Raw genomic sequence first — 13,315 nt, forward strand, 5'->3', positions numbered from 1 at the left:
GCGATCCCCCCATTGTGCGCCAGTCCCGGGGGTCACCGGACGATTTCGGTGTCCAGGGTCACGGGCCCGGCAGGGGGACCTTCGTCGAGCAGTGTCCGCAGCAGCCCGGCGAGTCTGGTCGGATACACCGTCTCATGGGCGCGTGCGAGTTCGGACCATGTCCACCACCGGGATCCAGCGACGCTGCGGCGCTCCAGCTCGGTCAGGGCCGTGGCCGCGGTCGCGGTCTGCGCGGTGCGGGCGATGTAGTACCACTCGTCCTGGTCCCAGCGGCGCCCGGCGAACGGGAAGGAGCACCTCCGCCGCCAGAGCACGGGCCCCAGCTCGACGTCCGTGATGCCGGTCTCCTCGGCGAGCTCCCGCAGCGCGGCCTGCTCGCGGGTCTCCTCGCCCTCGACACCACCGCCGGGGGTGAACCACCAGTCGTCGGCGGGATCGTCCGGTTCATGGCCGTGCATCAGCAGGATGCGGTCGTGCGGGTCGAGCAGCACGACCCGGGCGACCCTGCGCAGCCCTCCGGTGTAGGAGTCCTCCCCGGCGGGGACCGGTTCAGCGGCCACCGGCGGTCCCTTCGCCCGCCCGGGCCCGGGCGGCGCCCGCCCGCTTGGCGAGGGGGCCGTACGCGGCCCCGCCGAGCACGAGCACCGCGCCGCCGATCACCAGCGCCACGACGGTCCTGAGCGGGCCGGGTGAGGAGAGCGCACCGAGCTGTTCGAAGCCGGTGGGGGCCGCCAGCATGCCCTCCATCGGCCAGGCCACGGCGTCGACCCGGGCCTGGACCGCGCCGCGGGAGACGGTGCCACTGGCGGCGTCGGTCAGATGGGCCGTGGAGTCCACCGACCCGGAACGCTCGTCACCGAGCAGGAACAGCCGCCCCTTGGGAACGGTCACCTCGGGAAAGTCGGCGAACCCGTTCACCTCGTCCTCGGGGAGATACGGTTCGTCGATCTCCTTGCCGTTCACCTTCAGCCTGCCGTCCTGGCAGCAGGAGACCTTGTCGCCGCCCACGGCGACCACCCGCTTCACCATGGGGGCGTTCGACCAGGTCGCGTCCTTGAAGACGACGACGTCACCGCGGCGGACGTCGCCGCCGTCGATGCGCTGCGCCAGCACCCGGTCGCCGGCGCCGATGGTCGGCGCCATCGAGGTGGTGGGCACGGTGTACGGCCGGTAGACCACCGCGCCCCAGACGAATCCGCCGAGGAAGAGCACCATGCCCAGGGCCACGGCCACGTTGGACAGGAGTTGTCCGGTCCTGCCCGTCCGGGTGCCGCCCGTGCCGCTGCTGCCGGGGACCGTGCGCGTCGTGCTCCGACCACTCATGCGCCGCACCCTACCGGGCAGTACCGGACGGGGTCAGCCCTCCCGGCGCTCGGCTCCGACCCGGTGCCGCCCGCGCCGCCAGAGCACCAGCGGCACCGCCCCCGCGAGCACGAGTCCCTGCGGCGCGGCCGGCAGCACCGCGGCGGACGGCCCCGAGGCGTTCAGGCCGGGCTGGTCGAAGGTGTCCGGGACCGGCAGGTTGGTCCAGCGGTTGATCGGCCAGGCGATGACGATGGCGCGGCCGACGACCTTGTCCACGGGGACGAAGCCGCTGTTCTTGTCGGCCTGGTTGTACCGCGAGTCGCGGGAGTTCTGGCGGTGGTCGCCCATGACCCAGATGTGGCCCTCGGGGACCTTCACCTTGAACTGGCCGCCCTGGTCGTCCTGGCTGCACGGGGTGTTGCCCGGGTACACGTACGGCTCGTTCAGCGCCTTGCCGTTGACCATGAGCGGGCCGGTGCCCTTGCACTCGATCGTGTCGCCGCCGACGCCGACGACCCGCTTGATCAGGTCCTTCTCCTCCGCGGACGGCATCAGGCCGATCCAGCTGAGGACCTTCTGCAGGGGGTTGGGGTCGGGGGTGGGCTCCCCCGCCAGCCAGTTGTCGGGGTCGTGGAAGACGACGACCTCGCCGCGCTCGGGCTCGGAGCCGAACCAGGGGGTGAGCTTGTCGACCAGGACCCGGTCACCCTGCTGGAGGGTGTTCTGCATCGAGTCGGACGGGATCGAGAACGCCTGCACCAGGAAGGTCTTGATCAGCAGCGCCAGGACCAGCGCGATGCCGATCAGGATGGGCAGCTCCTTCCAGAAGGAGCGGGGCTGCTTCGCCCGGGGGGTGTCGTCGCCCGACCCGCCCTCCTCCGTCGGGGGCCGCTCCTCCCCGGAACCGTCGCCGCCGCCCGCCGGGGAGTGATTCCCGGAGGCCACGGGGTCGTCCGCCGCCGGATGGCCCGCTTCCGCGGGTCGTCCGCGGTGCTCCTCGCCCTCGCGTCCGGACCGTGCGCCAACCGCCGCGTCCCCCACACCAACTCCTTAGTCTCTGCCGCCGCCCGCGCCATGACCGGCGCAGGCCCACCACTCCCATAACGAGCGGGAGTTCCGCAGGGGTCGGGAGCCGGACGATTCCGTTGCCGTCGTCCGGGGCAACCCTATGCGACAGCGGGGCGGCAGCGGTCGAACCCGGCGCCCGGTCCGACACGGACGCGTAGGTCGTGGGTTCATCCAGCGTGTTCCAGTGGGCGAACGGCCAGGCGATGACCATGGCCCGGCCCACCACCTCGTCCTCGGAGACGGTGCCCCCGTAGTCGGTGTCCTGGTGGGAGCGGGAGTCGGCCGAGTTGGACCGGTGGTCGCCCATCACCCACAGCCGTCCCTCGGGCACGGTGACGTCGAAGGGCGTGTTGGAGGGGACGTTGCCCGGGTAGAGGTAGTCCTCGTTCAGCGGTACGCCGTTGACGGTGACCCGGCCCTGCTTGTCGCAGCACTGGACCCGGTCGCCGCCGACGCCGACGACCCGCTTGATGAGGTCCTTCTCGTTCTCGGACGGCAGCAGTCCGATGAAGGTGAGCCCCTCCTTGATCTGCTTGATCCCGACCGGGTCCTCCTTCTTCGGAGTGGTCCGCTCGTCCCTCAGCCAGCCGCCGGGGTCCTTGAACACGACGACGTCCCCGCGCTGCGGCTTGGAGCCGAACCAGGGGGTCAGCTTGTCGACCAGGACCCGGTCACCGATCTGGATCGTCTGCTCCATGGAGCCGGAGGGGATGACGAAGGCCTGGACGAGGAACGTCTTGAGCACCAGCGCGATCAGCACGGCCACGCCGATGAGGAGCGGGATCTCCTTGACCGCGCTGCGCCTGCGGCGCCGCTTGACCTTGCGCTGGAGCTTGCGCCGCTCGGCCCGGGTGCGCCCGGAGCCGGGCGCGGCCGCGCGCCGGGAGCCGGTGGGCAGCAGGTTCTCCGTGGGGCTGTCCGGAACGCCGCGGGGCTTGCCGCGGTTACCCATGGGCGCCCCCTGCCGCGCGGGACGCGTCCGCTTCCCCGGCCGGCACGCGCGCGTAGGCGTCGGGCCGGTGCAGCCGGGTGGCGCGGTCGAACGGCCATACGATCCCGTCGGCGCGGCCGATCACCTCGTCCACGGGGATCATGCCTCCGCCGGGCGAGCCGAGGTGGTCGCGGGAGTCGCTGGAGTCGCTCCGGTGGTCACCGAGGACGAACAGCCGCTCGTCGGGCACGACGAGGTCGAACGGCACCGTGGAAGGACTGTCACCGGGGAACAGGAAGCCCGACTCGTCGACCGAACGGCCGTTCACCCGGATCCTCCCCTCCCCGTCGCAGCAGACCACGTGGTCCCCACCCACCCCGACGACCCGTTTGATGTAGTCCGCGTCACCGAAATACCCGGTGCCGTCGAACACAACCACGTCGCCGCGCTCCGGCCCGTCGCCGAAGCGGTATGCCAACTTATTTACGAGTACGCGGTCCCCCGGCCTCAATCCGCGCTCCATCGATCCACTGGGGATCTCGAACGGCCGCGCCACGAAGAGGTTGACGGCCAGCAGGAACAGCAGACAGAGCAGCAGGGTCAGCGTAATGCGCCCGCCGGGCAGCCACCGCGTGATGTGCGGCACCAACGCGGAACGCGACCGCCCCCGCGGCCCCGGCCTCCCCGAGGTGTTCTCGGGTCCGGCCGGGGGCAGGGAACGGTCGCGCTCCGTCGGCTGTGCTTCGGTGTCCATCGGGGCCAGATGCTATCCGGCCGCGACGCGACGCCGGTGAAGCGCTCAGTTCTCGCGCTTCTCCTTGATCTTCGCCGCCTTGCCGCGCAGCTCGCGCAGGTAGTACAGCTTGGCGCGGCGGACGTCACCCTTGGTGACGAGCTCGATCTTCTCCACGATCGGGGTGTGCACCGGGAAGGTGCGCTCGACGCCGACGGAGAAGGAGACCTTGCGGACCGTGAAGGTCTCGCGGACGCCGGCACCCTGGCGGCGGATCACCACGCCCTTGAACTGCTGCACACGGGAGCGGTTGCCCTCGATGACGCGCACGTGGACGTTGACGGTGTCGCCGGGGCGGAACGCCGGGACGTCGCTGCGCAGCGACGCGGAGTCGACGGAGTCGAGCAGGTGAGACATTTCGTCTGCTTTCTTCGCTGATGCCGCAGGTCATCAACGGCAACTAGGGTTCGGATCAGAGGTGCGATGCCGGCGGGCGTCGTGTCCCCCTGCGGCAGGGGCGCACGCCGGTCGGCGCACAACAGCGGCCTATTCTTCCACGCCGCCGGTCCTGCGCCAAAATCGGCCGTACGGCTCGCCCGCGGGGTCCGGTTCCCAGCCCAGGATGGACAGCATCTCGCGGTCCTTCTTGTCGAAGGCCTTGGGATCGCAGCGCTCGATGAGGTCGGGCCGGTGGGCCGTGGTCCGGCGCAGCGCCTCGTCGCGCCGCAGGCGGGCGATCTTCCCGTGGTGGCCGCTGAGCAGCACGTCCGGCACGCCCCGGCCGCGCCACAGCGGGGGCTTGGTGTACACGGGGCCCTCCAGCAGGTTGGCCATGGCGCCGGGCGCGAAGGAGTCGTCGCGGTGCGATTCGGCGTTGCCCAGGACACCGGGGAGCAGGCGTGCCACGGCCTCGGTGACGACGAGGACGGCCGCCTCGCCGCCGGCCAGGACGTAGTCGCCGATGGAGACCTCGTACACGGGCATCCGGGTGGCGTACTCGTCGACAACTCGGCGGTCGATGCCCTCGTAGCGCGCCGGGGTGAAGATCAGCCAGGGGCGCTCGGAGAGGTGGACGGCCAGTTCCTGGGTGAAGGGGCGGCCGCTGGGGGTGGGGACGATCAGGGCCGGTTCGCGGGAGCCGGCCTCGTAGCCGTCGGCCAGCACCGAGTCCAGCGCCTCTCCCCACGGCTCGGGCTTCATGACCATGCCGGGGCCGCCGCCGTACGGGGTGTCGTCGACGGTGTGGTGCCGGTCGTGCGTCCAGGAGCGCAGGTCGTGGACGTGGACGCCGAGCTGCCCGCGGGCGCGCGCCTTGCCCACGAGGGAGACGTTCAGCGGCTCCAGGTACTCGGGGAAGATCGTGACGACGTCGAGCCGCATCACGCCTCTTCCTTGCCGGCGTCCCGGGCGGAGACGCTGTGCCCGTCGGCGGCGTCGTCGTGGACGGCACGGTCGTCGATCAGGCCGGGCGGCGGGTCGATGACCGCGCGCTGCTCCTCCAGGTCGATCTCGGTGACGATCTCCTGGACGAACGGCACGTACACCTCGGTGCCGTCGGGGCGTTCGACCACGAAGAGGTCCTGGGTGGGCAGGTGCGAGATCTCGGTGATCCGGCCCACCGCGGTGCCGTCCACAGTCACCACGTCGAGGTCGATCAGCTGATGGTCGTAGTACTCGTCCTCGCCCTCGGGCCGCTCGTCCGGGTCGACGTCGGCGATGAGGAGGGTGTTGCGCAGCGCCTCGGCGCCGTTGCGATCGTGCACGCCCTCGAAGCGCAGCAGGAGACGGCCGCTGTGCACCCGGCCGGTCGCGATGGTGAGCGGGCCGGCGGAGGCGGGGTCGGTGCTCAGGGCGGCACCGGGCCCGAGCCTCAGCTCGGGTTCGTCGGTGCGGACCTCGACGGTGACCTCGCCCTTGATGCCATGGGCGCGGCCGATGCGAGCGACTACCAACTGCACTGTGCTTGATCTCCTGTCGGACTGCGACGAGCCGCTGACGGCTCCGACGACTGCGGGCCGGGGACGGCCCGAAAGCCTTCCCCGGCCCGAGCCGGTGCTGCGTTTGGCGTCAGCGGACGTGGTCCACGTCGACGAGGTCGACACGGACACCGCGGCCGCCGATGGCGCCCACGACGGTGCGCAGAGCGCGTGCGGTGCGGCCGTTGCGGCCGATCACCTTGCCGAGGTCGTCCGGGTGCACCCGGACCTCGAGCACACGTCCACGCCGCAGGTTGCGCGAGGCGACCTGCACATCGTCGGGGTTGTCGACGATGCCCTTCACGAGGTGCTCGAGAGCCTCCTCGAGCATGCTCAGGCCTCGGTCGGCGCAGACGCAGAGGACGCAGCGGCGGCCTCGTCCTTCTTCTCAGCCTTCTTCTTCTGGGTGATCGCCTCACCCTTGCCCTCGTCGTCGCCGCCGATCGCCTCGAACGACGGACGGGCGGGCTTCTCGGCCTGCTGGAGCAGCGGGGCGGGAGCGGGCTCGCCCTTGAACTTCTGCCAGTCGCCGGTCTTCTTCAGGATGGCGAGCACGGGCTCCGTCGGCTGGGCGCCGACACCGAGCCAGTACGCCACGCGCTCGGCGTCGACCTCGATCACCGACGGGTGGTACGTCGGGTGGTACTTGCCGATCTCCTCGATGGCCCGGCCGTCACGGCGGGTACGGGAGTCGGCGACGACGATGCGGTAGTGAGGCGAACGGATCTTGCCCAGACGCTTCAGCTTGATCTTGACTGCCACGGGAGTGGATTCTCCTGGATTTGACGTGGTTGGGCACGGCGGGAACGCCGCGTGGGGTTGCGGTACCCGAGTGCCCGATGGACGCGTCAGCCGGAGGAGAGAGGGGTCCTGTGCGGCTGTCGAGTACAGCTGCCCATTCTGCCACACCCTGCGGGCCCCGATGGCCGCGGGGCGTCCGCATGCGGGCACGCCTGCGCGGCACCCGGCGTTCCGGCGCGCGAACGACCGGGTGCGCGGCCCTGACGCGGCGGCGGAGCCGGCCCGGCACCCACGAGGTGCCGGGCCATCAGCTCGCCGCCGCGACCTCCGGGATCCGGAAGGGCTTGCCGCAGCCGCCGCAGACGATGGGCGCCTGCGCCAGGACCGAGGGGACGACACGGACGTTGCGCCCGCAGTCGCAGACGGCCTTGACGCGGACGCCGCCTCCGGAGGAACCGTGCCGTGCGGCCGGCCCGCGGAAGCTGCGGGCGGTGTCGCCCGCGGTCGCCGCGGTATGGGCCTTCAGGGCGCGATGGAGGCGTTCCGTCGTCGGACGGTAGCGCCGCTTCGCCTCGGGAGTGAGCGTGACCAGTGAGAAGCCGCTGCTCGGGTGCGGCTCCTCGGGATGGTCCAGGCCCAGCTCCTCGGCGATCGCGAGGAATCTGCGGTTGTGGTAGCGGCCGGCGCGGGATGTGTCGCGTACGCCGCGCGCGGCGGCGACGCCGTGGACTGCCTCGTGCAGCAGTCGTTCGAAGGAGAGCTCGTGACCGCATGCGGACGACGACTCCCCGATCAGGGACTCGGGCGCGGCAAGGTCGGGCAGTTCGGGGTGGTACCGCTGAATGTCGGCCCACGCCTGTGCCAGCTCTGCGGCGAGAACAGGTGGTGTCTGTGTCGTGCTCACGTAATGACAACGAGCCGGGACGCCTGTGTGTTCCGATTCCGGGGCATCCCAAATAATTTGCACGTACCCGTCAGTTGCCGCTGATGCGTCCTGACGAGGGCGGGTGCGCTGATCTGCGGAGAAGCCTCACAGCTCACCTCAAGGTGGTGCGTAGGCTGACGTACGCCCACCCGTCTCCCACCGCCACCCTCATGGGAGACCCTCACGGGCCACGCCTCTTCCCGGCGTGTAAGCGGTTTCTGTACGCCGGTGGGCGTAAGCCCCCCGGGTACGCAAGAGGCGTTTCGGCCCCTCTCGCGGTGACCCCGCGCGACCGGCCCGCCACAGGCGCCACGACCGTGAACCTACCGCGTCCCCCACTGGCCACTCGCACCACCCCACCCCCACGGCCGAGACCCTCGCCCCCTGGCCGGAACCGGCCCCCGGAGGCCTTCCCGACGACCGGGCGCACGACCCCCGATTACCGGAATGTGAATTCTTGCCACTGGCACGAGCAACTACCAAACGGCGCCCGCATTCCACTGGACGACACGTCGAGTGCGGAGTTACCTGGCATACGGGGGGTGTGCGGGCGCACTGCACGGGGGCCAGGGAATCGGGCATTGCGGCAACTCTCGGCTGATTGGGGCGCTTACCTATGACACCTACGCTCGTGCGGCAGTACCCGCCCCACGCGGGGGCCGCCCCCCGCGTGGACCTGCGTGCACGCGCGCGTGACTGGTCCGAGATCCAGGAGCGCATGCTCGTACCGCTCTACGAGGCCGTCTACCAGCGGCTGGACGTGGGTCCCGCGACACGGCTGCTCGGCCTCGGCTGCGGCTCCGGACTGGCCCTGCTGATGGCGGCCTCGCGCGGTGCCACGATCACCGGTGTCGACACCTGCGCCGACCGGCTGGCCCTCGCGCGGGAACGACTGCTGCCCGAGGAGCGCGAACCCCACGCGGACACCGGCACCCGGATCGTGCGGGGCTCACCGGCGGACACCGCCCGCGCGGACGCGGACACGTACACCGTGGTGACCGCGTTCGAACCGATCGGCTGCCTCGCCGGGGACGCGGAGGGGCTAGGCGAGCTGCTCGCCGAGGCGCTGCCGCTCGCCGGACGCGGAGCGGCCGTGGTGCTGGCCGGCTGGGGCCCGCCGGAGCGGTGCGCCACGGCGTCGGTGCTCCGCGCGGCCGCCAAGCTCGCCGAACCGCTGCCCGGCGGCACCTGGCGACCCGCCGACCGCGACGACCTGGAACGCGTCGCCGAACGGGCGGGGCTGCGGCCGGACGGCTCCGGTCGGGTGGCCTGCCCCTTCGGCTACGCCGACGCCGACAGCGCCCTGCGGGGGCTGAAATCGACCGGGCTGTTCGACCCCGCGATCAGCGCGACGGACCAGGTGCAGGTCGACAAGGAGCTGACTGAAGCCGTGCACCCCTATCAGCGGCCGGACGGGACCGTGTGGATGCCCAACGTGTTCCGGTACCTCGTCGCGCGCACCCCCTGAAACACGACGCCGGGGCGCCCCCATGTGGAGGGCGCCCCGGCGTCGTGCACCGCGTGGGCCTCAGCCCATGAACTTCTTGAACTCGTCGGGCAGCTCGAAGTCCTTGCCGCCCTGCTGCGGCAGCCCGAAGGCACCGCCCTCGGCCGCCGCCGCGCGGCGCGCCGCGGCCTCCTGCTCCTGCTGCTTGCGCTTCATCGGGTTGCCGGAGCGCTGCTTGCCCTTGGCCTGCTTCTGCTTCTTCTTCTGCCGGCCCGGACCGCCGCCCGTGCCCGGCATCCCGGGCAGCCCCGGCATGCCGCCGCCCTGCGCCATGCGGGACATCATCTTGCGGGCCTCGAAGAACCGCTCGACCAGGTTCTTCACCGCGCTGACCTCGACACCGGAGCCCTTGGCGATACGGGCCCGGCGCGAGCCGTTGATGATCGTCGGCTCCTGGCGCTCGGCCGGGGTCATCGACTTGATGATCGCCGCGGTGCGGTCGACGTCCCGCTCGTCGAGGTTGTTGATCTGATCCTTGATCTGGCCCATGCCGGGCAGCATCCCCAGGAGCTTGGAGATGGAGCCCATCTTCCTGACCTGCTCCATCTGGGCCAGGAAGTCGTCCAGGGTGAAGTCCTGGCCCTTCTTGGACGCCAGCTTGGAGGCCATCTTCTCGGCCTCGTCCTGGCTGAACGTCTTCTCCGCCTGCTCGATCAGGGTGAGCAGGTCACCCATGTCGAGGATGCGGGAGGCCATCCGGTCCGGGTGGAAGGCGTCGAAGTCGTCGAGCTTCTCGCCGTTGGAGGCGAACATGATCGGCTTGCCGGTGATCTGCCGGATCGACAGGGCGGCACCACCGCGCGCGTCACCGTCGAGCTTGGAGAGCACCACGCCGTCGAAGCCGACGCCGTCACGGAAGGCCTCCGCCGTGTTGACGGCGTCCTGACCGATCATCGCGTCGACGACGAACAGGATCTCGTCGGGCGAGACCGCGTCCCGGATGTCCGCGGCCTGCTGCATCATCTCCTGGTCGATGCCCAGGCGGCCGGCGGTGTCCACGATCACGATGTCGTGGACCTTGCTCTTCGCGAACTCGATGGAGTCCTTGGCGACCTTCACCGGGTCGCCCACACCGTTGCCCGGCTCGGGCGCGTAGACGGCGACTCCCGCGCGCTCGGCGACGACGCTCAGCTGGTTGACGGCGTTGGGGCGCTGGAGATCGGCGGCGACCAGCACCGGCGAGTGGCCCTGCTCCTTCAGCCAGCGGCCGAGCTTGCCCGCGAGGGTGGTCTTACCGGCACCCTGCAGACCGGCCAGCATGATCACGGTCGGCGGCTGCTTGGCGAACCGCAGACGGCGGGTCTCGCCACCCAGGATCGTGACGAGCTCGTCGTTCACGATCTTGAGAACCTGCTGGGCCGGATTCAGCGCCTTGGAGACCTCGGCGCCGAGCGCCCTCTCCTTCACGTTCTTGATGAAGGTCCGGACGACGGGCAGGGCCACGTCCGCTTCCAGGAGGGCGATGCGGATCTCACGCGCCGTGGCGTCGATGTCCGCTTCGGACAGCCTGCCCTTGCCCCGGAGGGATTTGAAAGTGGCTGACAAGCGGTCGGAGAGAGTATCGAACACGGCGGCGTAGGTCCTCGCGTCGGCAGTGGTGTAGGTCGCCCTCCAGGGTATCCGCCTCGGCAAGCAAAGCGTCTCCGCCGTTCACCGCGGACCCCGCGCACACGGTCACGCCCTCAGCGTCTCCTCCAGTTTGCGGGCCACCGCCACGGCCTCCTCGGCGGGGAGCGGGGTGCCCTCGGGGCCGGTGACGTAGAAGGCGTCGACGGCGTTGGCGCCCAGGGTGCTCGCATGGGCGCTGCGGACCCGTACGGCCGCGTCCTCCAAGGCCCGCCCGATGCGGAACAGCAGCCCGGGGGCGTCCTGGGCGCGGACCTCGATCACCGTGGCGTGCCGGGAGGCGGCCGGGGCGACCGTCACGCGGGGCGGGGGCGGCACCACGCCCCGCCGCCTCGGGTACGCGGCGTCGCGCTCGGCGAGGCGGCTCGCGATGTCGAGGCTGCCGTCGAGGGCGCGTACGAGGTCGGCGCGGAGCCGGGTGGCCTGGGGCAGGGAGCCGTACTCGGCGGCGACCCGCCAGTCCAGCAGCAGCACGGAGCCGTCGACGCCGTCGGGGAGGGCCAGGGTGCGCAGCTCGGCGGTCCGCACGGTCAGCCGGTGCACGGCCAGCACGCCGGCCACCGCGGGCAGCACGCCCTCCTGGTCGGGTACGGCGATGAGCAGTTCCACGCCCAGCGGTTCGGGGTCGCCGGTGGGCTCGGCGGGCGGTGCGGTCTGGGCGCGCAGGGACAGCACGGGAGCGCCCGTGGCGGCGGCCTCGAGGGCGAGCCGCTCGTGCTCCGCGGTGGGCGTGGCCTCCGCGGGGTCGGCCGGGATCTCTCCCGACAGCACGGCGGAGACCCGTTGGACCAGGTCGGCGACGAGGGAGGCGCGCCACGACGACCAGGCGGCGGGCCCGGTGGCCAGGGCGTCCGCCTCGGTGAGGGCGTGCAGGAGTTCGAGGGTGCCCTGGGTGCCGACCGCCTCGGCCACCGCGCGCACCGTGGCGGGGTCGTCCAGGTCGCGCCGGGTGGCGGTCTCGACGAGCAGGAGGTGGTGGCGTACGAGGGTGGCGATCACGGCGACGTCGTGGTGGTCGAAGCCGATGCGGGCGGCCACGTCCTTGGCGATGACCTCGCCGGCCACGGAGTGGTCGCCGGGCCAGCCCTTGCCGATGTCGTGCAGCAGCGCGGCGACGAGCAGCAGGTCGGGCCGGTGCACGCGCCGGGTGAACTCGGAGGCGCGCACGGCGGTCTCGATGAGGTGCCGGTCCACGGTCCACAGGTGGACGGCGTTGCGCTGGGGGCGGCAGCGGACCCGTTCCCAGTCCGGCAGCAGGCTGTTGACCAGGCCTTCCGCCTCGAGTGCCTCCCAGACCTGGACGGTGGGCCGGCCGGAGCCCAGCAGGGTCACGAGCTGTTCGCGTGCCTCGGCGGGCCAGGGCGCGGGCAGCGGGCGCGCGCCGGAGGCCATGCGCCGTACGGCGTGCAGGGAGAGCGGCAGTCCGGCCTGTGCGGCGGCGGCCGCGGCGCGCAGGGGCAGCACGGGGTCGCGTTCGGGGCGTGCGGCGCGGGCGAGTACCACCTCGCCGTCGTGTTCCACGACCCCTTCGGCCAGCGGGGAGCGCTCGGGGGCCGTGCGTCCGCCGCCCAGTATGGCGCGCAGCCGGGGCCGCGCCGCGCGGGAGCGCAGGACGCGTCCCACTTCGCGCCAGGTGACGTCGCCGGCGTAGGCGATGACCCGCGCGGCCTCGTAGACCTGGCGCAGCAGCGCGTCGGCGTCGAGCAGGCCGAGTCCGTCCGCGACCTGGTCCTGTTCCTGGAGCGCCAGGCGGTCGGTGGCGCGTCCGGTCGCCAGGTGCAGGGCGTCCCGTACGTCGAGGAGCCGGCGGCGGGCGTCGGTGAGACCCTCGCGCGGGGCGTCGGCGAGCCAGGACGCTGCCACCGCGCGCAGGGCGGTGACGTCGCGCAGTCCGCCGCGGGCCTCCTTGAGGTCGGGTTCGAGGAGGTATTGCAGTTCACCGTGGCGTGCGGCGCGCTCCTCGCACAGCTCCCGCAGCGCGGGAAGGCGTTTGGGTGCCTGGTTGCGCCAGTCGGCGAGCACCGCCGTGCGCAGGGCGGTGGTGAGGCCGAGGTCACCGGCGATGTGCCGGGCGTCCAGCAGTCCGAGCTGGACCTTGAGGTCCTCGCCCGCCGTCCTGCGGGCCTCGGCGGGGGTGCGGACGGAGTGGTCGAGGGCGAGGCCCAGGTCCCAGACGGGGTACCAGAGCCGGTCCGCGAGGGCGGCGACCGCCTCGGGGTCGCCGCCCTCGTGCAGCAGGAGCAGGTCGAGGTCGCTGCGCGGGGAGAGTTCCGCGCGCCCGTAGCCGCCCACGGCGACCAGGGACACTCCGCGCGCCCCCTGGCTCCCGGCGGCGAAGAGCCCGGCGAGCCACCGGTCCGTGAGGTCCGCCAGGGCGGCACGGCGCGGCGGCCCGGGCCGCGCCTTCTCGTTGAGAAGGTGCAGCCGGGCCGCCGCGTAGCCGCTGGGTCCCGAGTCCTCTGCCTCGTTGCGCATGTCCGTCCCCGTCACCCGGCGGCTCCTG

At 72.0% G+C, this 13,315-nt stretch carries 13 protein-coding genes and 1 pseudogene; 1 reads left to right on the forward strand and 13 read right to left on the reverse strand.

The window, feature by feature from the left end:
- Positions 1-32 precede the first annotated feature (32 nt).
- From AC5L3C_RS10175 to AC5L3C_RS10225, 11 genes and pseudogenes are all read right to left on the reverse strand, one after another.
- The gene (locus AC5L3C_RS10175; RefSeq protein WP_493648554.1) at positions 33-560 is read right to left on the reverse strand and encodes an NUDIX hydrolase; all 528 of its coding nucleotides are present in this window, start codon (positions 558-560) and stop codon (positions 33-35) included.
- Positions 550-1,323, reverse strand: a complete 774-nt coding sequence (gene lepB, locus AC5L3C_RS10180) for a signal peptidase I (RefSeq protein WP_493648555.1) — start codon at positions 1,321-1,323, stop codon at positions 550-552. The genes AC5L3C_RS10175 and lepB (AC5L3C_RS10180) overlap by 11 nt, the downstream gene beginning before the upstream one ends.
- 33 nt (positions 1,324-1,356) lie before the next feature.
- Positions 1,357-2,346: a signal peptidase I gene (gene lepB / locus AC5L3C_RS10185; RefSeq protein WP_493648557.1), complete on the reverse strand. Its 990-nt coding sequence runs from the start codon at positions 2,344-2,346 to the stop codon at positions 1,357-1,359.
- A pseudogene (gene lepB, locus AC5L3C_RS10190) lies at positions 2,237-3,325 on the reverse strand (signal peptidase I); the annotation flags it as partial. The gene lepB (AC5L3C_RS10185) and the pseudogene lepB (AC5L3C_RS10190), both read right to left, overlap by 110 nt.
- Entirely contained in the window at positions 3,318-4,058 is a 741-nt protein-coding gene (gene lepB / locus AC5L3C_RS10195) for a signal peptidase I (protein WP_493648558.1), read from the reverse strand. The gene lepB (AC5L3C_RS10195) and the pseudogene lepB (AC5L3C_RS10190), both read right to left, overlap by 8 nt.
- A gap of 45 nt (positions 4,059-4,103) precedes the next feature.
- Complete coding sequence (gene rplS, locus AC5L3C_RS10200; protein ID WP_190098062.1) at positions 4,104-4,454, reverse strand: 50S ribosomal protein L19; 351 nt, start codon at positions 4,452-4,454, stop codon at positions 4,104-4,106.
- A 129-nt stretch (positions 4,455-4,583) separates the two neighbouring features.
- On the reverse strand, positions 4,584-5,417 hold the full coding sequence (gene trmD, locus AC5L3C_RS10205) for a tRNA (guanosine(37)-N1)-methyltransferase TrmD (RefSeq protein WP_493653811.1): 834 nt from the start codon (positions 5,415-5,417) through the stop codon (positions 4,584-4,586).
- Positions 5,417-5,995: a ribosome maturation factor RimM gene (rimM, locus tag AC5L3C_RS10210; RefSeq protein WP_493648560.1), complete on the reverse strand. Its 579-nt coding sequence runs from the start codon at positions 5,993-5,995 to the stop codon at positions 5,417-5,419. The genes trmD and rimM overlap by 1 nt, the downstream gene beginning before the upstream one ends.
- 109 nt (positions 5,996-6,104) lie before the next feature.
- The gene (locus AC5L3C_RS10215; RefSeq protein ID WP_003973401.1) at positions 6,105-6,344 is read right to left on the reverse strand and encodes an RNA-binding protein; all 240 of its coding nucleotides are present in this window, start codon (positions 6,342-6,344) and stop codon (positions 6,105-6,107) included.
- 2 nt (positions 6,345-6,346) lie between these two features.
- Positions 6,347-6,775 (reverse strand): 30S ribosomal protein S16, encoded by a 429-nt coding sequence (gene rpsP / locus AC5L3C_RS10220; protein WP_493648563.1) that lies wholly within the window; start codon positions 6,773-6,775, stop codon positions 6,347-6,349.
- 286 nt (positions 6,776-7,061) lie between these two features.
- The gene (locus AC5L3C_RS10225; RefSeq protein ID WP_037933313.1) at positions 7,062-7,658 is read right to left on the reverse strand and encodes a hypothetical protein; all 597 of its coding nucleotides are present in this window, start codon (positions 7,656-7,658) and stop codon (positions 7,062-7,064) included.
- A 637-nt stretch (positions 7,659-8,295) separates the two neighbouring features.
- Here AC5L3C_RS10225 and AC5L3C_RS10230 point away from each other — a divergent pair.
- The gene (locus AC5L3C_RS10230; RefSeq protein ID WP_493648564.1) at positions 8,296-9,147 is read left to right on the forward strand and encodes a methyltransferase domain-containing protein; all 852 of its coding nucleotides are present in this window, start codon (positions 8,296-8,298) and stop codon (positions 9,145-9,147) included.
- Between the two features lie 60 nt (positions 9,148-9,207).
- On the opposite strand, the gene ffh is transcribed toward AC5L3C_RS10230, so the two are convergent.
- Together ffh and AC5L3C_RS10240 are read right to left on the reverse strand one after the other, a co-directional pair.
- Positions 9,208-10,755, reverse strand: coding sequence for a signal recognition particle protein (gene ffh, locus AC5L3C_RS10235; RefSeq protein ID WP_493648565.1), 1,548 nt, complete (start codon positions 10,753-10,755; stop codon positions 9,208-9,210).
- A gap of 105 nt (positions 10,756-10,860) precedes the next feature.
- The gene (locus AC5L3C_RS10240; protein ID WP_493648567.1) at positions 10,861-13,302 is read right to left on the reverse strand and encodes a [protein-PII] uridylyltransferase; all 2,442 of its coding nucleotides are present in this window, start codon (positions 13,300-13,302) and stop codon (positions 10,861-10,863) included.
- Positions 13,303-13,315: the final 13 nt, after the last annotated feature.

The sequence above is a fragment of the Streptomyces speibonae genome (genome assembly GCF_984686075.1).

Bases quoted from the DNA above. Each gene is read 5' to 3' on its own strand.
- trmD (WP_493653811.1), bottom strand. From the start codon at position 5,417: ATGCGGCTCGACGTCGTCACGATCTTCCCCGAGTACCTGGAGCCGCTG.
- lepB (WP_493648555.1), bottom strand. From the start codon at position 1,323: ATGAGTGGTCGGAGCACGACGCGCACGGTCCCCGGCAGCAGCGGCACG.
- rplS (WP_190098062.1), bottom strand. From the start codon at position 4,454: ATGTCTCACCTGCTCGACTCCGTCGACTCCGCGTCGCTGCGCAGCGAC.
- lepB (WP_493648558.1), bottom strand. From the start codon at position 4,058: ATGGACACCGAAGCACAGCCGACGGAGCGCGACCGTTCCCTGCCCCCG.
- AC5L3C_RS10215 (WP_003973401.1), bottom strand. From the start codon at position 6,344: ATGCTCGAGGAGGCTCTCGAGCACCTCGTGAAGGGCATCGTCGACAAC.
- AC5L3C_RS10230 (WP_493648564.1), top strand. From the start codon at position 8,296: ATGACACCTACGCTCGTGCGGCAGTACCCGCCCCACGCGGGGGCCGCC.